The organism is Streptomyces sp. NPDC031049 (genome assembly GCF_055571015.1).
This window is the reverse complement of sequence record NZ_JBVIGC010000034.1, coordinates 1-25060: the sequence shown is the minus strand read 5'-3', so window position 1 is coordinate 25060 and position 25060 is coordinate 1. Positions and strand designations below refer to the sequence as shown.

The window sequence follows — 25060 nt, the reverse complement described above, 5'->3', positions numbered from 1 at the left end:
CCAACCCAACCAAACCAAAACCCCCACCCAAAAAACAGACAAACAAACACCCCCCCCCCCCCCCCCCCCCCCCCCCCCCCCTTTCCCCCCCCCCCCCCCCCCCCCCCCCCCCCCCGCCACACCACCCCCTGGTCGGCGGCCACGGCCTGCCGGTGGCCGCCGATCCAGCACTGGCCGCTCCACAGGCCCGCCTGCAACCGCCGGTCCCCCCGTCACCCGCCGCCGGAATCCGCCGCCTGCTGCTCGGCAGCCAGCACCCGGTCGCGCGGTCGGCCTCCTGCCGCCGTCGCCGGGCCAGCGCGTGCACGGCACCGCACACCGCCGACACCACGAGGGCGGTACTCATCACGATCGCCGCCGTAGCGGACAACTGCTGAGCCTGGTCCAGGAGTCCTCGAGCCGAGGCGGGATCGAACCGGGTCTGCGTTACCCACACGGGCCATTCCGCAGGCGGCCAGCAGACACCCGGCCACCGCCCACACGATCCACACACGGGGCGCGGGCCCACATCCGACGCGGGTGCCCGGGCGGGCCGCAGCGGGGTTAGACCTCCGCCGGGACCTTCTCGGCAGCGGCTTCGGGAGCCTGCCCGGCCTCGCCGGCCGCGGTGCCGGCGGCAGCGGGCGCCGCATCCGCATCGGTGCCTGCGTAGGCGGTGTACATCGCGCTTCCCTGCTGGTTCGACTTCTCCGCGAGCTTCTTCTTGACGAGGGTCTCCAGGTTGTTACGCACCGTCTGGATGGACGTCACCCGGTCGGGATGGTCCTGTGCGAGCTGGTCGCGGACCTCCTTGGCGACGTACGGCTGCCCGGGGGTCTTGCGGAGGATGTCCAGGGCGAGCTGCCACAGCGGCGGCCCCGACTTCTCCTTGGCCGAGGCCGTGTCCGCTGGTGCTCCCGCGGCGGCGGCCGGCTGCGCCGAGGCCTCCCCGACCTCGGTCTTCTTCGCGGCGGTCTTCTTCGCCGTCGTCTTGGCGGCCTTCCTGCTCGTGGTCTTCTTCGCCGGGGCCGTCTTCTTCGCGGACTTCCTGGGCTTCTCCTCCGTGACCGACTGGTCCTGCCGCTGCTGCGGAACAGACTGGGGCGCATCGGCCGGCGCGGAGGCTTCGGCCTGCCCGGCCACGTCCGACGGCGGGGCCCCGGGCAAACTGCCCTGCGCCTGGGCCAACCAGTCTTCCTCCGCCTTGAGTTGCGCCAGGCGCTCCTGGAGACCGGCGATCTGCGCGGTGACGTCGCCCTGCTCCTTGCGGTTGGCCGCGAGGTCGTCGGCGTACTGCTGCGCGTACTTGCTCTGGATGGGGGTCTTAGCGGGCTCGTCGGCCACGACAGCACTCCTTGTACCTGGTTGTTGCTGCCGGATGCTACTCACTGCGGGAGGGCGGCAGTTGCTCTCCCGTACGATCGCCACCCTTGCGGTGAGCATGGAGACCGGCTCGCGGCCAGGTCTCCACGCTCACCGGCGGGGCAGGGCGGTGACGTCAGAGGACGGCCTGCCGCACCGCCGACCCGGAGGGGCTGTTCGCGGACAGCACCCGGCATAACCGGGCCAAGACCCACTCCACGGGCTGCCCGGTGCGCACCGAGTGTCTGGTGGAAGCCCTCGACAAACGGGTCGAATGGGGCGCGCAGAGCGCTGCTGCGCCGCAAGCCCCGCATCGTTTCGTGGGAGAGGGTCCTGACGGCCCGCCTCTCAGCCTTCGCCGCGCGCGAGGGGCTGAGGACCCTGCCCACGGGAGAGACCCGGCCCCTGCCCCTGCCAGATCGGCCGAACACACAGGTCAGAGGCTCTGTTGCGGGCGGGCAGGGGCTGAAGGGGCCGGAACCTCAGCAAGCCCTCGAACGGAGGATGGGAGGGGCTCAAGGGGCCGTGTTCGCCCAAAAGTGAGGTCAGAAGAGCATGCCGTCGGGCGGCGGTTCCGGCTGCGGGGCAGGAGCGGGGGCCGCCTCCTTGGGCGGGGCGGGGCGGCGGCCCCGGGCACGGTCGGTGAGCCGGCCGTGCACCCCCGCGCGGACGGTACGCGGATCCACGGCCTCGTGGGGCGTGGCGTCCTGGTACTGCCCCCCGGGCTCGCTGCGGTCGTTGTCCTTGACGTAGAAGACGCGCCGCCGGTAGCGGCGTGAGGGCTCGGTGGGTTCCGCGGTCTCCTCGAGCTCGGCGTAGCCGATGATGCGGCCGGCCCGCATGGCTCCCCTCGGCTTCCCGGTCTTGTTGCGGGTCTTCTCCCACATCCACCGGACGTAGTCGTACTTCTCCTCGGTCACCTCCTGGCCCTCGACCCAGACGATGTTGACCTCCTGGGAGAGGCTCCTCGTCGAGGCATCGGACATCGGTGTCTCTCCATAGGTAGGTGCGGGGCGCGGGGCCGGGACCGGGGCTGAGGAAGGACCTGTGTCAGACCCTGCTCCACCGCCCCCGCGAGGGAAGGAAAGCAGCAGGTCAGGAAGGTTTTCAGACGACATGGGAAGTCTCGCAGGGGCCGAAAGGGGCTGACATCTCAGTTTGTTGGATCGAAGAGCGACGGGACTGGGTATGAGGAGATTCCTCAAAGTCAGCCCCTTTCGGCCCCTGCGGCCGGAGTGCTGTGGGCCTTGACCTGCGGCTTTTCCGTGACGGGGTGGGTGGGGGGATAAGCCCCTGGGCCAGCCCCTGCGTGAGCTCCTGCCTCATGCTCCCGTCCTTTCGTCTCCGGCGTCCTGGCCCTCGGCGAGGAGCCCGAGGCCGGGGAAGTAGCGCTGTCCGTTGGTCTTGGGCAGTTGCTGGCCGGTGCGAATGTGCAGTTTCTGGCGGACCGAGCGGGCGAACTCGCGGGAGCTCACCGGCACCATGTCTTCCCCGCGACACCAGTCCCGGTATGCCTCGCCCAGGTGCTTCTGCAGGACGCGGTACTCGCTGCCCATGACGCAGCAGTCCTTGAGGAAGCGGCCGACGGAGTCCTCCGACTCCTCGTAGTCCTGGGTGGCCAGCCGCACCCGCTGGGGGCCGTCCAGGCGCAGGTCGCTGCCGTTGAAGTAGGTCACCGCGCCGTCGATGAGCCATTGCAGGATGCCCGGCCCCTCGCTGGCGACCAGGCGGTCGCCGAGGTCGTCCACGACGCGCTCGCTGGGCACGATCCGGTCGAACTCGATGATCCTCATACGCCGCCAGAAGCTGAATCCGCCCGCCTGGACCACCGGCCGGTGGTTGCCGACCAGCCACAGCTTGTGCGTGGGCTCGAAGCTGTAGAAATTCTCGTACATCCTCCGGGCCTTGATCCTGTCCCCGCCGGTGAGCAGCTTGAACTTGGCCTCGTCGAACCTCGACCCCTGGTTGATCTCCGAGCACACCACCAGGCGGCGACCCTGGAGGTCGGCCAGCTCGGTGGGGTGATCTGCGTACGGGGAGGCCATCAGGAAGTTGGGCGGGGCGGAGTCGGCGTACTCGCCCAGCAGCTTCAGCAGCACGTCCACCAAGACGCTCTTGCCGTTCTGCCCTTCCCCGTACAGGAAGGCCAGCACTTGCGCGCCCTGCGCGCCGGAGATCGAGTATCCGCACAGCGTCTGCAGGTAGGCCCGCATCTCCTGGCCGGCCGCGTCGTCACCGAAGGTGTCGGACAAGAACGCGTCCCACATCGGCGTCGGCATGACCCGCGGCGTGACCGCGGTGGCCCGGCTGTGATTCTGCGAGGTCGAGGGCGGCACCATCCCGCCCGTACGCAGGTTGACCACCCCGCCCGGCGTGCACAGCGCGTGCGGGTCGGAGTCCAGGTCGTCGGGCTGCAGGGTGAGTTCCGGCAGCGTCTCAGCCATCTTCACCAGTGCAGCCGCCCCGGACGCACTCTTCGCGCGCTTGCGGTGCCGCGCCAGATCGCGGTCCGGGTGGCGGACGTTCTCGTCCGAGCGCGGGTCCTTGCGCGGCATGTTCGACGCCAGCTGCATCGCGGAGTACCGGATCGCGTTGGTGTTGGTGTCGGGAACCCACCGGTACTCCGCCCACCGGTACCAGCCCATACCGTGCACAAACCGGTAGTAGTCGCCGTAAACGCGCTGGAACAGGATCGCCATGTCGAAGTCGGTCAGCTCATCCGGCAGCAGCACCGGCTGCGGCGCGGCGTCGTTCGGGGAGGCATCCACCGTCAGCTGCTGCGCCGCGCGCGCCGCGTCGTAGGACGCATCGTCCGGGGCCCGGCTCGTCGGCACGGCCGAGCTGGTGCTGCTCGTGTAGCTCATCGCTCAGCGGTCTTTCGTCGGGTTCAGGGGGCGGCGCTGCCCGGCGACCAGCCCGGACTGGATGATCCTGTGCGCCTCTCGTTCGCGCTGCGGACGGGCCTGCACAGCCACATCCACGAGAGCCGCGTGGGCCTCGGCATCGCTCGGCACCAGCCCGGCCGCGACCAGCCCGCCCAGGGTGAAAGCGGCCCTGTTCAGCTTGCCGCTCCAGCCGCTGCCCTCCGGCAGCCGCTCGCATTCGGCGACCTGCGCAAGAGCCGCCCGGGCCACCGCGTTGGCCCACGCGGTCCGTGCCTGCGGTGCGGCAATCTGGCGGGCCAGATTCGGCACCGCTGCCGCGCGCGGCCGGGCGGTGGCCGTCGTCAGCAGATGGCCGGTCCGCTCGAGCGCACCGGCCAGCCAGCCCGGCAGCCGTGCCGGAGTCCGGACCTCGCCCACCGCCCGGTACACCCCCGCCGCCGTCCGCGTCCCGGGCGCCACGATGTAGCCGCCCTCGGCGCGCACGTCCAGCTGCCACCCCAGCGCCCGCCCGCCGTGATCCCCGCCCGCCGAACTCGCCCAGCGGGTCCCGCGCGGCGCGGTGAACCACAGATGCCGCCCGCCCGAGGGGGTCGCCACCGTCAACGTCCGCACCGCACCGGCCGCGTCCGGGCCCCCGGCCAGACGCGCCAGCAGATTCCAGGTGTCCCACCCGGTGCGTACGGCCCGCGCGTCCTGCTCCGTCACGTCGAAGGCGGGCAGTACCCGGCCCGCCTCGACGGGACCGTCGACATGACAGTCCACGTCCACGACCACCAGCCCGGCCGGGCCCGTGGCCACCCCCACCCCGGGCGTCGGACGCTCACTCCACCACCGCGCGACACGCCCCGGCTCGACGGTGGCCGCGTAAAAGCCGTGGCACCAGCGGCCCTGCCCGATGCACGGGCATCCGGCCGGCGCGTGCGCCTGGTACCGGTCGCTGGTCTTCCGGCACCGGCTGCACCCCGGGCGCGGCGTCTTGCGCCCGGGGTGCAGGGGGAAGACAGGCCACTGCTGCCGCGCGCACCAGGCAGCCACCTCGGCCGCCCTACTCTCCACGAGGGCCCGCTTCCGGCCGTGTCCGCAGGCCGCCCGCACCTGCCCCGCGCCTTCGCGGAGAAGCCGGCGAGAGCACCGCGGACGAGGGAGCCTCAGCACGCCAGAGCGGGGGCATCATCAACGCCAACACCCCCTTCCTCCGCCACGATCTTCAGCATCGACGTGGCCCAGCGGCCCAGGGGCATCAGGACGAGCGGCTCGGCATCGTCCCCCTCCTGGTGCAGCCAGTCCGCCACCGCCTCCAAGGCGTGCTGGACCTCCACGCGATTGCCGTCGACCACCAGTGTGGTGCGTGTCTCGACAGGCCCGTTCTCCAGCAACTGCCGCGCCAGCGCCATCACTTCATGATCGCGTGCCAGTGCCTCCTTGGTCCGCGAGCCCGGCTTCGCCCTGCGGTTCGTCGACCGGTTGGCACCGAGCGTGCGCGCGCACAACGCCAGCACCGCGTCCACGGCCCGCATCTCGTCGGCGGCGGGCATCAGCCCGATGCGATTGAGGTTGCTCAGCGTCTGTGTGCCCACTCCGGCACGCGCCGCGACCCACCGCTGGGAGCGCGGTCGCATCAGATCAGCCAAGTCCAGCATCACAACACCCTTGATCACGGTCAGCCGACTGCGCCCCGGCTGACACGGCAACGAACCGACAAGCGCGCCGAGGGTGAGTGACCCTCCGTCGCCCCAGAGCTGCGCGCTACTTAACTCCAGACCCAACGGCCTGGTCAAACAACACGCCGGAGATGAACACACAAGCCTCCCCGTCGGTGAGATATTCGCAGGTCAAGCCCGCAATTCTGGAAGTCGGGGCGAACCGGGGAACTCGGGAGGTCCTCACCTCGGCAACCCAGTGCTCACGCGTACACGGTGATGGACCGTCATCCAGTCATTACGGGGCAAGCACGGCAATCTCCCGCCCTCGTTAGCTGCTACCCACCCACCCAACAGCCCCGCGTCAGCGTGGCCGTTGCCCGGCTGCCGTCATGCACGCGCCGCCGACCGCCCGTCCCGCTGACCGGATCCCGGACGCCACCAGCGTCACCGCCTTCAACCGCGCCTACGGCGAGGCCAGGGACGCGGGGCGCGGTGTTCGTCTGCATCGCCCGCAGCGGGCAGCACTGGACGGTGAAGACCGACACCAGCACCGCCGGCGCCCGGCCACATCGTCAGCGCGCCCGCGGCCGCCGCCGTGAGCGAGGCCATCCACCGCCTCCAGGACCGGCGCCAGGCGCGTCTTGTGCCCTGGCCGGCCACGCCGGGCCACACGGTGCTGAATGACATCGCGGGCGAGGAGCGGGCCCGGCAGCTCGCGGCGACCCTGCACGCCGCTCTCCACGGCGACCTGAACCCGCTGGCCCGCGCAGTGCCCGCCGCCTGACCCGCCCGCCGGCCCCGAACCCGAATCCGGCCGTCCGGTCCGCCCGGCGGGACGCCCCCGCACCTGCTCGTGCCAGACGCCGGGACCACGCGCCCCGTTTCGGCCCCGGCCGCTTCCCCGAACGGCAGGGTGAGGTGACCTCCCGTTCTGGGACGGATCGGGGAGAGCCCGGGGCAGCGCTGGGTCCTTGCACGAGATGCCGCTGCCCCGGGCGCCCCGAAAGGATCGAGCTGGACGAGGGGCACCGTGACGGATCAAGCACCCCTGGCAGCCGGTGAGCCCCTCACCGGGGACGCCACAGAGCACGAGGGGGCCGTGGAAAAATTCGCAACCGACGACATCGCGGCCATGCGCGAGCAGGGCGACCTGCCCGCGTTCATACGCCTGCAGATCCGCCCGGCGCGAGCCCCCGTCCAGGTCATGGCGCTGTGGCAGAGACTCTCGGGCCCCACCGGGCACAAGCCCGGCGCCTGGCCGTCGGCCGCGCCACTTGGCCCGCACTACCGGCGGGCCCCGGGGGAGCCCGAACTGTGCGACTGCGCGCGGTGCCTGGCGCTGGCCGCCCCCTGCGAGGACAACCCCTGCCGGTGCCCGCGGTGCGGCACCCCCCACGCCCCAGCCGCGTGACGACCCGGGGTAGCCGGTCCGGCCGTGCCCGGCGGGAGGCAACCGGCACGAACTCCGGCACTCCGCAGGCCCGAAGCCGCCGGGCAGACCCGGCGCTGGCGCAGGAGCCGGGCACGGCCGGACCGGACAAGCCTCCCGCCGGGCGGGACAGGCGGGCCGGACACCGTCGCAGCCCCTGGGAAGCAGCCCGGCATCAGCCGCTCGGTGCCACGGGGAACTGATTGCCTCGGAACGTCCGGCACCACGGCCGGGCCCCGCCGGCTCAGGAGGACCTGGATGAAGTCGACGCGCACGCGCCTGGCCCACGCCGCCGTAACCGCCGTGGTGCCGTGTGCCCTGATGGCGGCCAACGCCGGAACCGCCTCGGCGGTGACCACCTGGTGGTACAGCGGAGGCCCGACGGCAGCGGCGCCGCCGCGACCTTCCGCGAACAGGGCGACCGGCTGGAGGTGTGCGACGTGAACACCGACGGCTACCGCCCGCTGGTGGACGTCCAGACCGCCGCCGGGGCGCACGTCTACCGCGTCACCGACAGATACAAGGACAACAAGTGCACCTTCGCCAGCGCCACCGACGGCCGCCACAACATCGCCGAGAAACGCTCCTACAAGCTGCGGGTCTGCGTGATCACGACCGGGCAGCGCCCTGCGTACTGCAAGACCTCCGCCACCTTCTCCAACAACCACTGACCGCGGCGAAGGGGGGCGCGTGGACAGCAGCGTGCTGAAGCACCCGCGGATCGCGGAGGCCGTCGAGACGCTCGTGACCGCCAGGGGCGGACGCATCACTTACGACATCGGCGGCGGTGGCCGGGAGACCCTCCTCGCCGCCGGCGCGCGACTGGCGGCCGAGACGAACACACCGCTGACGATCGTGGAAGCCCGGAGCCTCCAATCGGACGTCCGCGCCTTCGTCCGTGAGGTGCAGCCGGAGGCGCGCAGCGCGGTCATCTCCGCCGAAGAGGCGGCCCTGCAACCGACCGGCAGCATCAACGGCGTCCTGGCTGTGCACGCCGACGTCCTGCGCGACGCCGACGTGCGCAAGCCGCTGCTCGCGATGGCCCAAAGCGCCGACCACCTCCTCGTGGCACGCCACGACTACAGCGACACCACCCTCGACGTCCTCGCCACCCCCGGCCTCGTCCTTCGGCTCCGTGACCTGATGCCTACAGCGCCCCGCCCGGCCCCGATCACCCGGACGCGCCCGCCGATGGACATGAGCGTGGCCCTGCGCCTGGTCCGGCAGGCCAACCGGGACGTCCTGCCCGACCAGGAGCTCGAGGTCTTCGACGACATGGCCGAGGCACTGAAGAGGGCGGATCCCGCCGAGGTCAGACAGCGCATCGGCGAACTCCGCAGCAAGTACGAGGCGACCATCGCGCTGGCTCACCAGCGCCGAGCGGCAAACGCGCCCACCGATCCGGCACGCACGCCCCGTGACCACGGCCAAGAGCAGTCCGCCGCACACCAGCAGCACCGGCCCGAGGGGACCGGCCGCGCCTAGTTACCTGCCCGACCGGCCCACGGCAAGGAAGACCGCGCCGCCGGCCGGACCGCGCCCGGGAGAAACCGAGAAGGCCCCACATGACCGATGCGATCGACCACCCCGAGGCGGCACAGCTCGTCGACTCGCTCGTGGCCTCCGGCGGAGGCCACGTCGCCTACGAGTTCGGAGCCCCCGGCCGACAGATCGCGATAGCCGCGGGAGCGCACCTGGCCGCCCGCACAGGCACGTCGTTGACCGCGATCGACTTCCGCCACCTGCTGCCCCAGATCCGAACCACCGTCGCCGAACTGCACCCTGACCTCGCCTGTACTGCCATGTCCGCCGGCGAGGCGGTCCAGCACCCGGAACGCCACCGCGGCAGCGTTCTGGTCGTGCACGCCGATCTCCTGCACGACCCCGGCACCCGCGAGGCCCTCCTTGCGCGGGCCGCCGCGGCCGACCGGCTCATCGTGGCCAGCTGCGCCGACACCGAACAACCGGTGCTCAACACCCTTTCCGGCCCCCGCTACACGGTGAGAGCCCTGCCAGCTGTCCCTCGCAGTGACTCGGGCCCCGGCAACTACAGGCGATTCGAAGCCGAGGTCGGCACGCACCCGCACTGGCTCACCGAGCTGCGCGAGCGCAAAGAGCGGCTCATGAGACAGATCAAGCAGGGAGCAGCAGGTGCACACGACCCGGTGACCTTCGAGGAGTTCGACATCAGCGCCGAGGAGCTCAACAAGGCGGTGCAGAACGCGGACCCCGACGAACTCCGGCGTCGCATCGCGCGCCTCCAGGACCAGCAGGGACAGCGGGCCGCCGCTCAACCTGCTCCCGCCGCCCCGCAGCAGATCACCCGCGACCACGGCCAGGCACAGTCCGCCGCACACCAGCAGCAGGGCCACCAGAGCCCCGGCCTCACCTAGAAACCCGCCCCGGCCGTGCCCCGCCAACCGCGTCACCAGCGGTACACGACCGCCGCCCCTCGATCCTTTGGAGACCGCCATCACCGCCATACGCAAGAGCCTCGCAGTCGCTGCCGCCGTCCTGGTGAGCGCGGTCGCCTGCAGCACAGCCGAGAACCTCACCGCCGCGCAGAAGCTCGACAGAGCCATCGACAAGCTCGGCCAGCAGACCTCCCTCTCCTTCGAGCTCGGGCTGGACACCGACGCCGCCACCCTGAAGGCGCTGGACTTCGACGCCGCACCGGGTGAAGAGATGCCCGAGCAGGTCACCGAACTCCTCGCCGGTGCCCGCGTATCCGTCTCCGTGCAGTCGAAGAAGCCGCTGAAAGACTCCTTGGCCACCGACATCACCGGCATGGCGATGAAGGTCTCCGGCCCGGACGGCGACCTGCTGGAGTACCGACAGGTCGACGACTGGGCCTACCTGCGCGCCGGCGTGCAGCCGCTGGAGAAGGCAACTGACAGCCAGCTCCCCGCTCCCGAGGATCTGCCGCCCGACGCCACAGACCTCAAGGAGGTCCTCAGCGGCGGCTGGGTCAAGGTGCCGGCCGACAGCCTGACCAAGAACACCCCCGGCCAGGAGATCTCGTCCCCCGAGGACCCCAGCGCCCTGGCCCGGCAGAAGAAGGTCCTCAACGGCCTTCAGCAGCTGATCAACCGCGAAGTCCAGCTCAAGGACACCGGAACCAAGGGCGGCGCCGACCACATCACCGCCACGGCCCCCTTCCGCACCCTGCTCACCGGACTCTTCGACGAACTCCGCCCGCTCGCCGCGGACCTCCCCCAGGACGCCAACCTGCCGACCAGCAAGGACCTTAAGGACGCCCCGGACAAGAAGATCACCGCCGACTTCGCCATCAAGAACGGCACCCTCAACGAGGTATCGGTGGACCTCGTCCCGTTGGCCGACACCGCCAAGGGCGACAAGTTCGCCCTCGTCCTGCGCATCAGAAAGGGCGACGCCACCGCCCCCGCCCAGGCCACCCAGATCGACCCGAACGCACTGACCCAGCTGATCCTCGAAGGCCCCGCACTCCCGAGCCAGGAGGAGCCGGCCCTGTGACCCCAGCCGACCCCAGTTGTGACGTAGGTGGGGCGGGCGCCCGGACCGGTGCTGTCGCTACCCCAGAGGTGACAGCGCCCATCCCGGGTCGTCCTCGTCGGAACCGAACCGGATCAGGGCGCCGGACGGCACTGCCGCACCGCTTGCGAGCGTGTCGACGAAGGAATCAGACAGCAGGCAGGCACACCGCCCCGCGCGCCCGGGGCACGGCCGGACAGCGGCGTGGCTTTGTCGATGGCAAGGAACAGCGCATGTCGGTGAGTGCCAGGCACTGACGCTCGGAGCCGCCTCCCCGCCGTTCGCCGACGAACCCGAGAAGGCGGCCCCCGCCCTGGAGATCCCCACGTTCGACCGGACGTGGAGTCCGGCAGGGATCACGGGCTGGCTGGCGAACCTGGAGTACGAGGAGAGCGTGAGCGAGGCCGACCTCGCCCGCGCCCGCCAGGTCGTGAGTCAGGCCCTGGGAGTCGACGACTGAGCCGCCCGCCCCGAGGGCCCTCGCCGGACGCCGGCGGGGGTCCTTTGTGCTGTCGCACGTCCTGTCGCGCGGTGTGCTTGTCGCATGGTGTGACCAGGCCGGACGGAGCCGATCCCCGCCTGTGGTCCGGACGCGACAGGTCGCGCGACAGGGTCCGAGGCGCCCGGCTTCACCGGACTGCACCGCCCGCGCCGACCGGATCGCCGCCGCAGGCCCGGGTGCGCTGGCCGCGGTCCGCGCCTGGGGCACCGCGGGCGGCCACTTCGCTGGGTGCTGCGCACGCCAGGAGGCGGGCCGGTTGTCAGAGCCCCGCGATACAAGAGTGATGACCCGCCGGTCGGCGGGCCCGGACGACCCTGATGTGAAGGGCCGCCGTGTTGAAGACACGGTGGGGGCGGAGGCGATCGCACGGAGCACGGTCCTGGCCGGTGTGCTCGGCGATTGACCCGGGCCGGTCGAAAGCAGCGCCCGGCCCTGCGGCGGAGCTGAGAGAGTCCATCGTCGAGGATCAAGGGGAGGGGAGCCCATGGCTGCCGGTGAGGGGAAGCGCGTCAGGGCGGGAGGCGCGCTGCTGGCGGAGTTCACACAGCTTGGGGCACTGCCGTCCGCGAACAAGCGGGGCTACCAGCTGGAAGTGCTGCTGGAGCAGTTGTTCAGGCGGGCGCACTTCCGGGTCGACCGCAACGCATCCGTGTCAAAACCGCGGCAGACGGACCTGGTGGCCCGCTACGGGGACACCTGGTACCTGATCGAGGCCAAGTGGCACAACGAGCCGGCCGACATCAACGTCTTCGACTCCGTCCGGTCACGGATGGAGCGGGCCGCCTCGGCCGCTGTCATCGGCGTCATCATCAGCGTGAACGGTTTCACCGACTCGGCAGTGGAGGACCTGCGGGTGCGCCGGGACCGGGGGCCGATCCTGTTGTTCGGCGAAGAGGAGCTGACCCAGGTCCTGAGCACACCGAGATCGCTGGTCAACCTCCTGCAGGTGAAACGGGAGGAACTCATCACCCACGGCCGCGTGCACCTCGCCGCCGCCCCCAAGCCCCGCCGCCGACGCCGGCCGGCCACCGGCCTGCCGGGTGCCGGGGCGCGACTGCTCGGCCTCGACCTGCAGCCGCTGCCGTACGTCACGTCCGGGGGCGGGTTCGGGGAGTTCGTCTTCGTGCCCGAGCTGCCCGACGTGGACTGGGCATTTGGCAGCGGCAGCGGCGTCTCACTCGATGTGCCGGTCAGGCCGTACAACGAGGACGGCATCGTGGAGCTGCTGTATGGACTGGACTCGATGGGCTGGACCACTGCCGAACCGCAGTGGAACATCCAGCAGTCCGGCGTGAACTGGCACGGCACCGGGGCCCGGGAGTTCGTCGAGGCGCTGCGTGCCTGGAGGAACCGCGAGGACACCCTGGAGAACGCCCACCACACCGAGCAGGTCACCTACTTCGACACCTGCCAGGGCGGAGGCTTCTACACCCTCACCGCGAGCATCGCCAGCCACCGGTCCCGGGCCGTCTACGACTGCCGCCTGTCGTTCCAACTGCCCGGCGTCCCCGTGGACCTCCAGCCGATCCAACACCTGTTCGAGCAGTTCGACGCCGCAACATTCAGCTACTTCCGTCCGCTGAACAGCCCGGCAGTCGTTCGGCACCACCCTGAGCAGAAGGTCCCGCTGGAGACCGTCGGCTACGTCGTCTCGCACAGCGAGCTGGACCTGCCGGACTGCGACGGCGCACCCGAAGAGTGGGTCACGGGCCTTGTGGTGAGAAATCCGCACCGGGGCGAGAACACGATGTCTGCCTCGCACGAGTGGCCGGGCCGGATCGCGGAGAGCGAACTGCTCGTGTGCGCCCTGCGGTCACACCACCAGCTCCATGAGCCGAGGGAGGCATACCACCTCTGCTCATGGGAGTACGCGCGCACCTCCGACGCCCTGGCCCTGCGCCCCGTGGCCGACTGGTAGCGAACGGCAAGGTCTTCGCCGCCGGAAACAGCAGCGGACACCGAGAGACGACCAAGCTGAGCTGCCCGCGACGCACCTCAGGCGAGGGCTGGTGCCAGCCGGATGTCTACAGGGTGGCTGATCACCGGCCGCGTGAAGGTGTGGTTTCACCGTCCGGGTGATTTGTCTCCCGCTGGGGCTGAGCCCGCTGTCCGGCGTCAGGGCCGCGATTCCAACTAACCTGGCGCTATGCGGGTGGGGGAGGAAGTGAAGCAGCGGGGTGCGTCGCTCGTGGTAGCGGCCGTGCTCACGTGCCAGGCCCTCAGCACAGCGGCCAACGGTCCCCATCTCATCGCTGTCTACACCGCGTTCATCAACGGGGCGCTCTGGATCTGGCACGGCCACCACACCAGCGACCGCGCTACCTCGTCCGGCTTCTTTGCACAGGCACTGACCTGGGACTCCTTCGTCCGCCCGGCCAAGTCGCCCGACCAGCCCACGACGCTCTACCTGGCGATGGCCGCGCGCATGCGGCAGACCGAGGACTACGTGCGCGCCTTCGCCGCCCGGCACGGCCTGGAGCGGATCTCTCTCGCCCTGCCCGGCGACCGGCACAGCTTCAAGGACGCCCGCGCGAGCGGCCACGGCCGGCGCGGGCACCTGTGGCTGGGCGCCCGCTGGTTCCACCCCCGGCACACCCAGCACCTTGCGCCGGTTCTCGAGCACGAGCTCGCTCATCTCCGTCGCCGCGACACCCGCACACGGCGGGTCATCGAAACCTGCGCGCTTGTGGCAGTCACCCTTGCTGCAGGTCTCCTGCCGGCCTGGGCTTTCACCGCGGCCGTCCTGGTCGCGTGGACGAGCACCGCTGCTCTGTCCTGGTGGGCTGAGCTCGCCTGTGATGCCGCCGCGGTCCGGGCCTGCGGACGCACCGCTGTGGCCGCCATGTGGACGGCCGACATCGCCGACGAGCGCGCCACGCCGCTGGCTGCCCGAGCCTGGAACTTCATCCGCGCCAGTCACCGGCACCCGCCCCTGAGACTGCGCCGCTGGTTCGCCCTCCACGTGCCGCTGCGTCCCAGCGGCACGCCCCACCCCCTCAGCGTCCTCCCCGGGGCGGCACCCTGCGAGATCCCTTGTGGGTCAGTCGGACGGTGAGCGCCCGCAGGCTGTGGCGCGGGCCAGGACGGAGAAGACCGGCTCTCCGCCCCGCAGGCGCTGTGCCGTCCAGGCGATGTCCATCGAGGACACTGCGATGCCCGCCGTGAGGCAGCTCCGGGCGATCGCGGCGCCGTTGACGCCGACGGCACCGGTCCACGCCTCCATCTCCGCGGGCCACAGTCCCACTCCGAGTCCAGGCCTGCGCCAGGTTCCGCAGTTCGGACCGGCGTAGGTGTTCTGCACGGCGGCTGAGTACCTCGAAGGCGTAGTCCTCCGGCGCGCGCTGGTTCTCGTGGCGGCGTCCCCCCTCCGAGCGTTGCCGGGACGCGGCGGCGCGGGCGGTGTGCCGGCTGACCGCGGCCAGGTCGGCCGCGAGGTTCAGGGCCCTCGCGGGCGGTGATGTCTTCAGTCGTGGCGCTCGGTGCGCCGGTGTCGGTGGGGGCGAGGAGGGCGTGGCCTGCAGTCCGGGGTCGGTGAATCGGGCACGGGGCATGGCGGATCCCCTGGCAGGGTGCAGGCATGCCGAAGGTCCCGTTGCCGGTGGGCAGCGGGGCCTTCGGGGGGTGCTCCGGGCTTTCGGCGTTCCTGGGCGTGGGGTGCTGTTCAGCCCGCCTGCCCGGTGAGGGTCTGCCACTGCGGGGTGACACCCAGTACGGCCCACCACCTGGTGAGCTGGGTGTTGCTCACCAGGCAGGTGTTGAGCTCCCAGCCTGGATGCCCCTGCGGCCGGATGTGGCTGAGGACGTCACGCAAGGTGTCCTCCAGAGCCTTGGCACGACAGGCGTCGGCCGTCTCGCCGCCCATCGCCTTGGACTCCTGGGGAAGGGGATCGGCGACGAAGCTGCCCCTGCCGTGCACGATGTCGACCAGCCCTTCGGCGCGCAGGACGCGCAGCGCCGCCTGAGCGGTGCCGCCGGCGATCGCGTACTGCTCCTGAAGGCTGCGCACGGAGGGCAGCCGTTCGCCCGGCCGCAGCTGTCCGGAGAGGATCTGCCGCCTGAGGTCCGCGGCGGTCCGCTGATAGGGAGGCAGCAGGGCACGTTCTGGCGAGGGCTGTGCGACCTCGCTCGCCGCGTTCACCGGCTGCCCCTGGCCGCGTCGCGGCGGGGCCGGTTCGCCTCCCGGCCGATCTGCGTGGCGACCTGCCTGATCTCCGTCTCGCCGTAGGCGGTGCGCACCCCGGACGGGCTGTATCCGGCGTGGCGGGCGAGTTCTTCCAGGCCGTAGGGGCGGGTGCCGTGGAACTCGCGTCCCCAGGCCAGCAGTTGCCGGATTCGGGCGTCGACGGCCTCCTTCTGTGCTTTCAGGTCGTCGAGCGCGAGCAGCAGCGGGTCCGTCTGGAGTTCCTGGCTCGCGGCCTCCAGGCTGAGAGCGTCGTTCTTGCGCTGCTCCTCCACCTGATCCAAGGCGTCGGCGTAGCAGTCCTCGGGAGTGACGGTGCCCGGTTCGGGCATGGGGTGGCGCAGGGCAGCCAGTTCATCAATCGGATTCATTTTACGATGGTCGCATTCTTTTGCGGTGATCGCAATGTGCTTGCGGCTCCATCGCTGCCTGCCGGTCGGCGGCAACGCCCTGCGGGGCCTGACGCGACCGGTGGCGGCGTCCGGTCGACGGGCACACCGCAGCTCCTTTCGCTGGGGCGCCTGCTTGGCCGGGCCGCCACGCTCGCCCGAAGATCCGTCGGCGGCGTTCCCTGCACCCGCTGATCACGGGCGGTGCCCGGGGCAGGCCCTGGTCTTCCCGTGACCGGTCTCTTACAGGGTGGCTGACCACCGGCCGCGTGAAAGTGTGGTCTCTCCGTCCGGGGTGATGGTGACGCGGGCCCCGGTCACCGGCAGCTCCCCGCCGATGACGAGGCGGTCGAGGACGTCGGTCAGCAGGTCCCACAGGCGGCGGGGACCGCCTTGGTGGACCGTCGGCAGCTCACGGGTCTTCTCGGTGCTGGCGCGGGCCCAGGAGCCGTCGGGGTGGGCCATCCACACGGTCCGCCCGCCGCTCTTGTGCTGCTCGCTGCGGTGCTCGATGCCTGGTGCCTCCAGCTCCAGGGTGGCGTGCACGGCCCAGGAGTCCGGGACGTAGGTGAGCGGGTAGCGGCTGACGGACGTCTCCCCGTCCTCGTCCGCGGCCTGCCACACCTCGGCGGGCGGCGAGGTGTCGTTGTCGTAGTCGTCACCGTGGCGGGTGCGCATGAACGTGGCCCGGTCGGAGGCGATGAAGCCGCAGGCGCCGCCGTCCGGCGTCTTGTCGGCGACGAGGATCATCGCGGTGCCGGTGATGGTGGTGACCAGCCGGCCGCCGGGACGCAGCGCAGTCAGCCACGACGAGGGGACGGGCCGGACGGAGACGGTGGACACGATGCGGTCGAAGTCGCCGGGCAGCGTCTCGGTGATGTCGCAGACGGCGGTGCGCGGGTGCAGGCCGATGCTGGCCAGCCGGTCGGTCGCGGCCTCCACCAGGTACGGATCGACGTCCACGCTCGTCACGAGTTCGTCGCCCAGGCGCCGGCAGGCCAGGGCCGTGCCGTATCCGGTGCCCGTGGTCACCAGAGTGCGGGAGCCGTCACCGAGCATCGCGTGCCGGTACATGGTGGCGATCAGGGTAGGCAGGGTCGAGGACGAGGTCGGCCACCTGCCGTACGGGACCACCGTGCCCGGCTCGACGAGATCGGCGTGGGCGGTGCCGATCCGGGTCACGAGGGTCTGATTGCGGTAGGCGGCCTTGAACCAGGCTTCGGGGTCATCGGGGCCGTTGCGGGCCACCCGGCCGTGGGCGTCCCGTTCCCACCAGTTCGGCACGAACAGGTGCCGTGGGGTGGAGGCGATCGGCTGCCACCACGGTGACTCCGGCCGGAGATACCCGTCGGCAAGACGGCGTGCGTGAGTCTCCCAGTCCAGATCCAAATCCCTGCAGTCCCTTCCCTGACGCCCGTCCGTGTCAGCCGTCGTCGGCCGGCCCGCACGGCCCGGAGTTGTCCGGTCCGCACGAACTGTCATCGTTCGGCGCGCAGTCGGGAGGACAGGGTGCCGCGCCGACGCGGCGCGGGATGCTCGCGGTCACCTCGGCCCACCGGTCGCTGGCCAGCACCGACGCCAGGCCCGCGTCCTTGACGCTGCCCGCGGTCAAAAACCGCCCCAGCTCGCACACCGACACGCTCCCGTCCGGGAGGACGGCCGCCTTCGTGCCTCCGCACCGCCCGCACAACGACGCGGTGGACGGCATCGCGGCGCCTGCGGCGTTGCCGACAGCCCGCACCTCACTGACGTGTACTTCGCGCACGCCGAGCGCCTGCATCTCGGCGCGAGCCCGCTCAGCGCGCTCGTGGTCTCCAGCGTCGAGAACGGCGACCTTCAGCCGGATGCCGCGCCTGACGGCCTCGGCGATGTTGGCGCGCGTCGCCGTGTGCGAGCCTTCTCGGCCGGTGACCGCGTCGTGCTCAGCAGCGACAGTACTGTGATACGTCGTCGCCAGCCGCACGTTGGGGTGCTCGAACAGCCGCCAGTGCTCGTCGCGGATCCGGAGCAGATTGCTGTAGACCCGGACGCGCAGGCCGGCGCCGACCGCCCGCTGAACCATCCGGGCGAACGCCGGGTGCAGGGTGGGCTCGCCGCCGATGAGCTGGATGTCCTCGACGCCGAGGGCTACGGCTTCGTCGATGGTCCGGTTCCAGTCGTCCTCGGTCATGCCGCCATGGCTCCGGGTTGGCCCGGACCCGGCGTAGCAGAGAGTCGGACAGGTGAGCTGGCAGCGGTCGGTGATCTCCAGTGACAGGAACCGCAGCGTGGTAGGGGTCTCCGGAGCAATCGTCATGACGCGATCGTAGGCCGCTCGCCGTCAACCCGTTTGGCGTTGTGGCTAGTTAGTGTGACGCCCCGGCACCCGGGTGCCGGGGCACGTCGGGGTCAGGTGACGGTCCAGTCGCGCAGCTGGCGGGCGATCCGGGCGACGCCGAGCGCTCCGGAGGCGGCGTCCCGCACGAGCGCGACGGCCGCCTTGGGCGGGTAGTCGAGTCCGCGTGCGTTGAGGATCAGATAGGCCTCGGTCGCATGCCAGGCGAAGCGCTCGTTGGAATGCTCCAGGCACGGCAGCTTCGCCAGGGTCTGCAGCAGCGCGCCGGCCTTGAGATACACAGAGCCGTAGATGTCGCGCTCCATCGCCCGGGCATTGACCCGGGCGACAGCGGCGTACAGCGGTCCCAGGTCGTCGACCTGCGGATCGCCGTCGAGCAGCTCGGCCGCGTGCAGCAGGAACGTGACGTCGAGCGGGTGCAGCGGTTCCGACTGGGTCACGCGGCGTGACCTCGCTCCTGGTGCTGTCCCAGCTCCCGCTGCGCTTCCTGCTCGGCCGCCCGCTGCTCCGCACTGGGGTCCAGACTGCTGGGCTCGGCAGCGAAAGCCGCGCCGCTGCGGGCCATGGACGCCTGGAAACCGTCCAGGAACTTCCGCTCCACGGCGGTCGCACGGTCGTAGGCGGCGGAGAGGATGTACTCCTGCATACTCACCCCCTCCTGCTTGGCCGCCGCCGCGATAGCGGCCCGCTGCGCAGGGTCGGGGAAGCGGAGGTTCATCGCTGTTTTGGCATCCGACATGGTATCCACGGTACCAGCGGTACCACACGGGCGTCTCGGGATCGACACGGCCAACCCGGCCCCAGCCGTCGACGCTGATGGCAGCTCTGGCACCGGGCGCAGTACTGCGGAGTGATTCTCGTGCAGGTGGGGGATGGTCGTGCTGACGATCAATGTGGCGGTGCTGCTCGCGGTCATCATCGTGCTGCGGCTGCGGCTGCGGCTGCGGCTGCGGCGGACCGAGGCGTGCAGCCGCAACGACGAGAAGCTGACCGTGCTCATCGTGTTGGTGTTCGGCCTCCTGGTCGCGCCGACCGCGTTCGGCCAGGGGGTCCTGGACGTGGTCGGCCAGCTGGCGGCGGGCATCACCAACTCCAGTCGCTGAGCCGCGCCCGGCGCTGCCGGAAGAAGGACGATGCTCGACTCGCGGCGCGCCGGGCGACGGCGTAGACCGGGGGTATGAGCGACGACAGCGAGCTGCACCGTCCCGGCGAGATCGTCCCCGTCTCGGGGATCTACGAATGCGACTGCGGACAGCACCACGAAACGAGCACGGACGTGGCCGGCCACCGGTTCCCGCCCCTGCACGACGGCTGCACCGGCAGCGGCTGGAAGCTGAAGACCGCCACCAGCTCCGCCTGAGCACCCGGGGCGCGCAGTGGTGTTGCGGCCGCCGGTCGAGCCGATGCTCGCGCAGGCCCGTGACCGCCTGCCGCCGCCCGGCGCGCTGCCCGGCGGTCTCGTCTTCCAACCCAAGTTCGACGGCTACCGGGCCCTCGTCTTCACCCCCGAGCAGCCCCCGGGCCCGCTGCTGATCCAGTCGCGCCGCGGCCATCTCATCCAGGCCCGCTTTCCCGAGCTGGTCCGCGCCGCCGGCCAGCTCCCTGACGGCCTGGTCCTGGATGGCGAGCTGGTGGTGTGGTCCGGGCAGAGCATGTCGTTCGAGGCGCTTCAGCGGCGGGCGGCTTCCAGCGGGCGCACCGCCGGGAGGCGGGCGCAGGAGCTGCCCGCGCACTTCATCGTCTTCGACATCCTCCAGGCCGGCGGCCGGGAGCTGCTGCGCGAACCGTATGCCGATCGCCGCGCACTGCTGGAGGACCTGTTCACCGAGTACGGGCTGGCCGCGCCGTGGACGCTGTGCCCCGAGACCGACGACGTCGCGCAGGCGCAGGAGTGGCTGACGTCCTGGACACGGGTGCCGGGTATCGAGGGCCTGGTGATCCGCGGCCGCGCCCAGCGCTACCTGCCGGGCGCCCGCGCAATGTTCAAGATCCGCCGACGTGACACCACCGAAGCCATCATCGGCGCCGTCACCGGCACCCTCACCCGCCCCCAGACCCTGATCCTCGGCCGCTACGACACCGACAACGTCCTGCGCCCCGTCGCCCGCAGCACACCCCTACACCCCGACGCCGCCCGCCGGCTCGCCGCCGACCTCGCCCCGGCCGGGCCCGGCCACCCCTGGGAAGGCGTCCGCTTCACCACATCCTGGAGCTCCCGCACACCGCTGGACGCCGTCCTGGTCGACCCGCACCTGGTGGCCGAGATCACCGTCGACACCGCACAGGACCGCGGTGCCTGGCGCCACCCCGTCCGGTTCACCCGGCTCCGCCAGGACGTCACGCCTGCTGACGTGCCGGCGTTCGGCCAGGGCGCCGTGCCCGCGTCAGGCTGATCGGGCGGGAGGAGGCCCCAGGTCCCCCTCTGCTGCGCCGAGCCGGCAGCGGACAGCCCTACACCTCCAGGCTGTCGAGGAACGCCTCGTCATCGACGCCCTTGAGGGGCACTTGGGCGAGAGACTGCCAGGTGATGCGGGCACCGTCGTGCTGCTGGGCAACCAGGTGGAGACGGTCCACGTACACGTCGACCGTCTGCGGGCCCTCGACGTCGGAGAGCCGCGCCTTCAGCTCCACCCGGTCGACGTCCTCTGCGCCCTGCCCGGCGTAGGCGAGGGAGATGTGGGGGTACCGGCTGGGAGACAGCCGGTGGGTGTCGCCCCACACCTGCTGGTGGGCTGCCACGACGTGCTCGACGAGCGCCTGGTGTGGCCGGCCGGGCCAGCCGGCCGCCTCGACCGCGACCGGCCCGATGTCCGGCCGGCCGAAGGTCAGGGTGAACGGCTCGACGTCCTCGACGCGTCGCGCGACGTCCTCGACCAGGCGGTCGATACCCCCGCTGACGCCCGGGTCGGAGTCGACATCGGCACCGATCGCGTGCACCAGCGTGCAGTGCATCCACTCGGGCACGACCCGGTGCAGACCGCGAGTCGCGGTCAGGCCGACGTACGGCTTGCCGAGCGCTGTCGCCTCCGTGGCGGGAGCGGGCAGCACATGCCAGTGAAGATCACGGCGTCCCCGTGGCCACACCCGCTCGACCCTGGCAAAGAAGCTCTCCACGTCCCCCCGGCTCCTTCCGCTGTGTTGGTGGTTGGACTCTAAGCCGTGAAGACCGCCCGGCGTAGCCGGAGGCGTCAATGCAGCCTTCCACCCCGCCACGCAGATCGTCGTTGCGGGTCCGTTGCCCCGCCGGTTGCCTTCCGGGATGCTCTCGCGGTTGCCTTCCCGGGTTGCCACTTCAGATGCCCAACAGCAGCCATCTGTTGATCCGCTCGCCGGAAGTTCCTCCAGGTCAAGGCCGGTCGGGGTACTGAGTGGCGGTCCCGACACCTCTCTTGCTTCGCCAAGAGAGGCAGCTTCTGCTCTCGGTTCGCCGGCATCGATGCCCACGGTGCTGGCGACGCCTTTTGCAGTGGCGCGGGTGGTTTCGTCCATACCGCCCGCACCATGAGGCGGTGGGCGAACTGATCAGGCGCTGGCGCGCCGCCCAGCAGTAGAGCACCGCTCCCCCGCCGGACGCTCCCGCTCCCGACCCGGGCAGGGGCACGCTCCATTCCCGGCTGTGGTGTGCACGACCAGCGGGGCCGGACAGGATCACCCTGCCTGGCCCTCACCCGCTGACCGCTCGCGTCTACGCCCACCGCATGCCGATGGCGGACAGCTGCTCGACCCGTTCCGGGGACAGGGTCGCGGCCCGGCTGCGCTGGTTGCTGATCCAGGCCCCGAGCCGGAGCTCCTGCTCCTCCTGGTCCTCGCCGACGACGACGCGTTCGATGTGCTTCCTGGGCACGCGCAGGTGTCCCTCGCGCTCGTAGAACTGCTTGGCGGCGGCGTAGTTCATGGCCCACTTGTCGGCCTGCGTACGACGCGGCTTCGGCTTCTCATCCTCGCCGGCGGGCTCGATCCCGAGGACCTGCTCGCACATCCACTGCTGGACGGTGGTGAGCTGGTCCCAGCCGTACCGGACGGAGCGCACCCACCGGCCGAGGTCTTCGCCCTGGTGCACGACCTCGCCCGGCGACAGGGGCAGCGTGCCGCCGGCGTCGAGGTGCTGGCGGGTGAGGTGGAAGCACCGCTGCCACTCCACCGGCCAGGCCGGGCACCAGGACGGGTCGATGTCCTCCAGTTGCTCGCGCCGCTCCTCGCTCAGCGCGCCGGCCGCGGACTTCACGATCAGTCCCTCGGCCAGCCGCTGCTCGATCTCGGCCGCTTTCCGGGCGGCGGCCCGCTGGTTCTTCAGCCAGATACCCACCCGGTGGCCCTGGTAGGTGGCGTCCAGCGGGGCCAGGAGGTGACCGTGCTCCTTGGCCCACCCTCGCGCCGCCGCGAGGCCTTCCTCCCACGCGAGATCGAAGTGCGACCAGACCATGCCCAGCTTCTCCAGCTGCTCGACACGGTCGGTGTCCATCTCCCCACGGGCGTAGAAGCGCCGGGCGTCGGCGATCCACTGCCCCAGCGGGAACCCGGCGAGCGACGCCGGCCACCCCTCTCCTTCGGCCTGCGCGCCCTGGTCCTCACCGCCGGGCACTCGGTAGGTGAAGGGCACCTTCAGGTCGCCGTGCAGCCGCCGGTACACGGTGGCGGCCTCGATCCCGCGCCGCCAGTGCGCGTGCTCGGGGTTGAGGACGCGCAGGTTGATGAACGCGGCCAGTTGCGCAGGGTCCCGCGGGGTGGAGAACTTCAGCAACTGCCGAGCGGGCACCGACAGCCCCACACCCTCCCCCTCCCCGCCCTCGCCCTGGCCCTCTTCGCCCTCGCGGAGGCTCTGTGCGCCTGTGACACGGCTCGGCGCCTGCTGCACGGCCAACTGCTCCACCACCCGCGCATCGTGAGCCCTGAGGGCTTCCAGCAGCTTCGCCAGCCCGCCGTACGCCCGGGACGTGAGCATACTGTCGGCCGTCTCACCCGGGCCGAGCAGGACCGGCACCACCAGCGAGGCGACCTTGCCCTCACCCGGCTGCATCCGCAGCGCCCGGCCCACGGCCTGGACCAGGTCGGGCATGGACCCGCGCACGTCGGCCCAGAACACGGAGTCGCAATCCTTCGTGTCGACGCCCTCGCCCAGGACCTTCACCGACCCCAGGAATCCCTTCTCCACGACCGTGCCGTCCGCCGCGATCCCGGACGCGAACTCACCCAGCACCCGCCGCCGATGCCCCGCCCGGTGCTCCCCGCACAACCAGTTGGCCCACACCGCCTTCGGATACACCGCAGGGTCCGCGGCGTGCAGCCGCGCGGCGACGCCCGGAAGGCCGGCCGCGAACGCCTCCGCCTCGCGGACCTGGTGGTGAAAGACGAGCGTGCGCCGGAAGCCCTCCTCGGCCGACGCCTTGAGCAGCGCGGTCTGGAGGGCTGCGAGCCGGGCTCCGCGGACCTCGTCCGAGCGCCCCTCCACGCCCAGGAGCTGGGCGGCCTGGAGCTGGGTGTCGGTGATGTCCACGCACACCACCTGGTAGGGGGCACAGATCCCCCGGTCGATCGCCTCCGAGAGCGTCAGAGTGAAGCAGCGGGCGCCGAACGGCCCGTCCGGGTCGTCCTCCATCGACGCCACCAGCTCACCCGGCGCCCCCCGCCCAGCCTGAGGCCCAGCCTCCTGCCCAGCGTCCTCGTCTACCTGCCACAACCGCGGCGTCGCCGTCATATACAGCCGCCGCAACGCCGGAATACGGGTGTTGTCGTGGACGACCGCCCACGGCTTACCGATCCGCCCCGACGTCCGGTGCGCCTCGTCCACGACGATCAGGTCCCAGCCCGGAAGGCCGGCCTGATGGGCGCGTTCCAGCGTGCCCAGCCCGAGGGAGGCGTACGTGGCGAACACCGTCACCTTGTCGAACGGCCGCACCCAGTCGACCAGCTCACCCACGTCCGTGGTGTTGGGGAAGGTCACCTCATCGCCCCGCAGCGACGACACCCCGACCATCGGACCCGTACGGCCGGCCACACGCCACGCAGCCTCGGTCTGAGTCAGCAGATCCAACGACGGCACGAGCACCAGCACACGGCCCGCCCGCAACCGCTCCGCGCTGCGGGCCGCGACCCGGGTTTTCCCCGACCCCGTCGCCATGACCACCTGAGTCCGAAGCCCCCGCTCCGGCACAAGCGATCTTGCAGGCAATTCCAGAGCACGGACAACCGCGTCAACGGCCTCCTGCTGCGCTGCCTCACGCTGATCGGTTCGCCTAGTGGTCGTCATATCCGTCCGCCTTCTCCTGGACTCATAGTGGGACAGAAAACGGGAAACATTGCACGTAGACCGCGTGTGATGGCTGCGGTGAGCGTTTGCCGGAACCGGATCGCAGTGTCGGGCGAGTAGCGGGGAAGCGTGATCGAAAACCGGTCCAGGACCCTCACTGGTGGCGCCATCTGGTTCCAGAGTCTATCTTTTGCTTCAAAGTGAAGCACTCGGAATCCGGGAAACTCCCCGAACGTGTCCGGATCCTGCTACCGTGGGCCTCAGAGGGGGAAGAGCTGATGGGGTATCACCTGATGGTGAGTCACCACCCCGGCCACCCCTCCCCGTAGCTGCCCGGGCCGCAGGCCCGTTGGCCGTCCCGCGCAGCGGGCGCGGCCAGGCGGCCCGGAGCGCAGCGGAGGCCGCCTCGCGGGGTCGCAGGCCCCGCCGCTCCGGGAGCGCAGCGGACGGAGCGTCACCGGCCCGGCGCAGCCGGGCCGGTGGGCTGGCCGCGCAGCGGCCAGCAGCGCTCACGCGGAGCGGGAGCGCATCGCCCGCGCGCAGCGCGGGCGTTCGCTGCTCCAGCGCGCAGCGCTGGAGGGACCCGCTCCGCGGGG

At 71.2% G+C, this 25060-nt stretch carries 26 protein-coding genes and 1 pseudogene; 13 read left to right on the top strand and 14 right to left on the bottom strand.

What is annotated here, in order from left to right:
* Positions 1 to 543: 543 nt before the first annotated feature.
* On the bottom strand, positions 544 to 1323 hold the full coding sequence (locus ACZ45Q_RS33620; protein WP_468268852.1) for a hypothetical protein: 780 nt from the start codon (positions 1321 to 1323) through the stop codon (positions 544 to 546).
* Positions 1324 to 1514: 191 nt separating this feature from the next.
* Between ACZ45Q_RS33620 and ACZ45Q_RS33615 the strand changes: the two are divergent.
* Positions 1515 to 1716, top strand: a pseudogene (locus ACZ45Q_RS33615) (WhiB family transcriptional regulator); the annotation flags it as partial.
* 170 nt (positions 1717 to 1886) lie between these two features.
* Here ACZ45Q_RS33615 and ACZ45Q_RS33610 read toward each other — a convergent pair.
* From ACZ45Q_RS33610 to ACZ45Q_RS33595, 4 genes are all read right to left on the bottom strand, one after another.
* The gene (locus ACZ45Q_RS33610) at positions 1887 to 2327 is read right to left on the bottom strand and encodes a DUF6009 family protein (protein ID WP_468268849.1); all 441 of its coding nucleotides are present in this window, start codon (positions 2325 to 2327) and stop codon (positions 1887 to 1889) included.
* A 336-nt stretch (positions 2328 to 2663) separates the two neighbouring features.
* Positions 2664 to 4205: a DNA primase family protein gene (locus tag ACZ45Q_RS33605; protein WP_468268846.1), complete on the bottom strand. Its 1542-nt coding sequence runs from the start codon at positions 4203 to 4205 to the stop codon at positions 2664 to 2666.
* A gap of 3 nt (positions 4206 to 4208) precedes the next feature.
* Complete coding sequence (locus ACZ45Q_RS33600) at positions 4209 to 5261, bottom strand: bifunctional DNA primase/polymerase (protein WP_468268858.1); 1053 nt, start codon at positions 5259 to 5261, stop codon at positions 4209 to 4211.
* A 113-nt stretch (positions 5262 to 5374) separates the two neighbouring features.
* Entirely contained in the window at positions 5375 to 5866 is a 492-nt protein-coding gene (locus ACZ45Q_RS33595) for a hypothetical protein (protein WP_468268843.1), read from the bottom strand.
* 598 nt (positions 5867 to 6464) lie between these two features.
* Here ACZ45Q_RS33595 and ACZ45Q_RS33590 point away from each other — a divergent pair.
* The 9 genes from ACZ45Q_RS33590 to ACZ45Q_RS33550 all read left to right on the top strand — a co-directional run bounded on the left by ACZ45Q_RS33590 (position 6465) and on the right by ACZ45Q_RS33550 (position 14368).
* The gene (locus tag ACZ45Q_RS33590) at positions 6465 to 6653 is read left to right on the top strand and encodes a hypothetical protein (RefSeq protein ID WP_468268840.1); all 189 of its coding nucleotides are present in this window, start codon (positions 6465 to 6467) and stop codon (positions 6651 to 6653) included.
* 315 nt (positions 6654 to 6968) lie between these two features.
* Positions 6969 to 7280 (top strand): hypothetical protein, encoded by a 312-nt coding sequence (locus ACZ45Q_RS33585; protein ID WP_468268837.1) that lies wholly within the window; start codon positions 6969 to 6971, stop codon positions 7278 to 7280.
* 380 nt (positions 7281 to 7660) lie between these two features.
* Positions 7661 to 7969, top strand: a complete 309-nt coding sequence (locus ACZ45Q_RS33580; RefSeq protein WP_468268834.1) for a hypothetical protein — start codon at positions 7661 to 7663, stop codon at positions 7967 to 7969.
* 19 nt (positions 7970 to 7988) lie between these two features.
* Positions 7989 to 8783 carry a hypothetical protein gene (locus ACZ45Q_RS33575; protein WP_468268831.1) on the top strand — a complete coding sequence of 265 codons (795 nt, stop codon included), beginning with the start codon at positions 7989 to 7991 and terminating at the stop codon, positions 8781 to 8783.
* Positions 8784 to 8863: 80 nt separating this feature from the next.
* Positions 8864 to 9691 (top strand): hypothetical protein, encoded by an 828-nt coding sequence (locus ACZ45Q_RS33570; protein ID WP_468268828.1) that lies wholly within the window; start codon positions 8864 to 8866, stop codon positions 9689 to 9691.
* A 67-nt stretch (positions 9692 to 9758) separates the two neighbouring features.
* Positions 9759 to 10793 (top strand): hypothetical protein, encoded by a 1035-nt coding sequence (locus ACZ45Q_RS33565; RefSeq protein WP_468268826.1) that lies wholly within the window; start codon positions 9759 to 9761, stop codon positions 10791 to 10793.
* Between the two features lie 151 nt (positions 10794 to 10944).
* Positions 10945 to 11271, top strand: coding sequence for a hypothetical protein (locus ACZ45Q_RS33560; RefSeq protein WP_468268823.1), 327 nt, complete (start codon positions 10945 to 10947; stop codon positions 11269 to 11271).
* Between the two features lie 526 nt (positions 11272 to 11797).
* A complete protein-coding gene (locus tag ACZ45Q_RS33555; RefSeq protein WP_468268820.1) occupies positions 11798 to 13231 on the top strand; it encodes a restriction endonuclease in 1434 nt (477 codons plus the stop codon).
* A gap of 228 nt (positions 13232 to 13459) precedes the next feature.
* The gene (locus ACZ45Q_RS33550) at positions 13460 to 14368 is read left to right on the top strand and encodes a hypothetical protein (protein WP_468268817.1); all 909 of its coding nucleotides are present in this window, start codon (positions 13460 to 13462) and stop codon (positions 14366 to 14368) included.
* On the opposite strand, the gene ACZ45Q_RS33545 is transcribed toward ACZ45Q_RS33550, so the two are convergent.
* The 7 genes from ACZ45Q_RS33545 to ACZ45Q_RS33515 form a co-directional block, all read right to left on the bottom strand.
* Positions 14354 to 14614, bottom strand: a complete 261-nt coding sequence (locus tag ACZ45Q_RS33545) for a hypothetical protein (protein WP_468268814.1) — start codon at positions 14612 to 14614, stop codon at positions 14354 to 14356. The two genes, ACZ45Q_RS33550 and ACZ45Q_RS33545, sit on opposite strands and share 15 nt — an antisense overlap.
* Before the next feature lie 360 nt (positions 14615 to 14974).
* Positions 14975 to 15451 (bottom strand): GntR family transcriptional regulator, encoded by a 477-nt coding sequence (locus ACZ45Q_RS33540; protein ID WP_468268811.1) that lies wholly within the window; start codon positions 15449 to 15451, stop codon positions 14975 to 14977.
* Complete coding sequence (locus ACZ45Q_RS33535; protein WP_468268808.1) at positions 15448 to 15864, bottom strand: hypothetical protein; 417 nt, start codon at positions 15862 to 15864, stop codon at positions 15448 to 15450. The genes ACZ45Q_RS33540 and ACZ45Q_RS33535 overlap by 4 nt, the downstream gene beginning before the upstream one ends.
* A 261-nt stretch (positions 15865 to 16125) precedes the next feature.
* The gene (locus ACZ45Q_RS33530) at positions 16126 to 17265 is read right to left on the bottom strand and encodes a methyltransferase domain-containing protein (protein WP_468268855.1); all 1140 of its coding nucleotides are present in this window, start codon (positions 17263 to 17265) and stop codon (positions 16126 to 16128) included.
* A gap of 40 nt (positions 17266 to 17305) precedes the next feature.
* Positions 17306 to 18178, bottom strand: a complete 873-nt coding sequence (locus tag ACZ45Q_RS33525; RefSeq protein WP_468268805.1) for a radical SAM/SPASM domain-containing protein — start codon at positions 18176 to 18178, stop codon at positions 17306 to 17308.
* Between the two features lie 92 nt (positions 18179 to 18270).
* On the bottom strand, positions 18271 to 18657 hold the full coding sequence (locus tag ACZ45Q_RS33520; RefSeq protein ID WP_468268802.1) for a fic family toxin-antitoxin system, toxin component: 387 nt from the start codon (positions 18655 to 18657) through the stop codon (positions 18271 to 18273).
* Entirely contained in the window at positions 18654 to 18956 is a 303-nt protein-coding gene (locus tag ACZ45Q_RS33515; RefSeq protein WP_468268799.1) for a type II toxin -antitoxin system TacA 1-like antitoxin, read from the bottom strand. Before ACZ45Q_RS33515 ends, ACZ45Q_RS33520 begins: the two co-directional genes overlap by 4 nt.
* Before the next feature lie 133 nt (positions 18957 to 19089).
* Between ACZ45Q_RS33515 and ACZ45Q_RS33510 the strand changes: the two genes are divergently transcribed.
* The 3 genes from ACZ45Q_RS33510 to ACZ45Q_RS33500 all read left to right on the top strand — a co-directional run bounded on the left by ACZ45Q_RS33510 (position 19090) and on the right by ACZ45Q_RS33500 (position 20610).
* Positions 19090 to 19320: a hypothetical protein gene (locus tag ACZ45Q_RS33510; protein ID WP_468268796.1), complete on the top strand. Its 231-nt coding sequence runs from the start codon at positions 19090 to 19092 to the stop codon at positions 19318 to 19320.
* A 74-nt stretch (positions 19321 to 19394) separates the two neighbouring features.
* On the top strand, positions 19395 to 19577 hold the full coding sequence (locus tag ACZ45Q_RS33505) for a hypothetical protein (protein WP_468268793.1): 183 nt from the start codon (positions 19395 to 19397) through the stop codon (positions 19575 to 19577).
* A 19-nt stretch (positions 19578 to 19596) separates the two neighbouring features.
* Positions 19597 to 20610, top strand: coding sequence for an ATP-dependent DNA ligase (locus tag ACZ45Q_RS33500; RefSeq protein WP_468268790.1), 1014 nt, complete (start codon positions 19597 to 19599; stop codon positions 20608 to 20610).
* Between the two features lie 58 nt (positions 20611 to 20668).
* On the opposite strand, the gene ACZ45Q_RS33495 is transcribed toward ACZ45Q_RS33500, so the two are convergent.
* The gene (locus tag ACZ45Q_RS33495; RefSeq protein ID WP_468268788.1) at positions 20669 to 21331 is read right to left on the bottom strand and encodes a 2'-5' RNA ligase family protein; all 663 of its coding nucleotides are present in this window, start codon (positions 21329 to 21331) and stop codon (positions 20669 to 20671) included.
* A 571-nt stretch (positions 21332 to 21902) separates the two neighbouring features.
* Positions 21903 to 24464 (bottom strand): helicase associated domain-containing protein, encoded by a 2562-nt coding sequence (locus tag ACZ45Q_RS33490; protein WP_468268785.1) that lies wholly within the window; start codon positions 24462 to 24464, stop codon positions 21903 to 21905.
* Positions 24465 to 25060 lie beyond the last annotated feature (596 nt).

Excerpts from the sequence above, each read along its gene's own strand:
- ACZ45Q_RS33610 (WP_468268849.1), bottom strand. The coding sequence starts at position 2,327 with ATGTCCGATGCCTCGACGAGGAGCCTCTCCCAGGAGGTCAACATCGTC.
- ACZ45Q_RS33605 (WP_468268846.1), bottom strand. The coding sequence starts at position 4,205 with ATGAGCTACACGAGCAGCACCAGCTCGGCCGTGCCGACGAGCCGGGCC.
- ACZ45Q_RS33595 (WP_468268843.1), bottom strand. The coding sequence starts at position 5,866 with ATGCTGGACTTGGCTGATCTGATGCGACCGCGCTCCCAGCGGTGGGTC.
- ACZ45Q_RS33570 (WP_468268828.1), top strand. The coding sequence starts at position 8,864 with ATGACCGATGCGATCGACCACCCCGAGGCGGCACAGCTCGTCGACTCG.
- ACZ45Q_RS33555 (WP_468268820.1), top strand. The coding sequence starts at position 11,798 with ATGGCTGCCGGTGAGGGGAAGCGCGTCAGGGCGGGAGGCGCGCTGCTG.
- ACZ45Q_RS33550 (WP_468268817.1), top strand. The coding sequence starts at position 13,460 with ATGCGGGTGGGGGAGGAAGTGAAGCAGCGGGGTGCGTCGCTCGTGGTA.
- ACZ45Q_RS33535 (WP_468268808.1), bottom strand. The coding sequence starts at position 15,864 with ATGAATCCGATTGATGAACTGGCTGCCCTGCGCCACCCCATGCCCGAA.
- ACZ45Q_RS33525 (WP_468268805.1), bottom strand. The coding sequence starts at position 18,178 with ATGACGATTGCTCCGGAGACCCCTACCACGCTGCGGTTCCTGTCACTG.
- ACZ45Q_RS33515 (WP_468268799.1), bottom strand. The coding sequence starts at position 18,956 with ATGTCGGATGCCAAAACAGCGATGAACCTCCGCTTCCCCGACCCTGCG.
- ACZ45Q_RS33510 (WP_468268796.1), top strand. The coding sequence starts at position 19,090 with ATGGTCGTGCTGACGATCAATGTGGCGGTGCTGCTCGCGGTCATCATC.
- ACZ45Q_RS33505 (WP_468268793.1), top strand. The coding sequence starts at position 19,395 with ATGAGCGACGACAGCGAGCTGCACCGTCCCGGCGAGATCGTCCCCGTC.
- ACZ45Q_RS33490 (WP_468268785.1), bottom strand. The coding sequence starts at position 24,464 with ATGACGACCACTAGGCGAACCGATCAGCGTGAGGCAGCGCAGCAGGAG.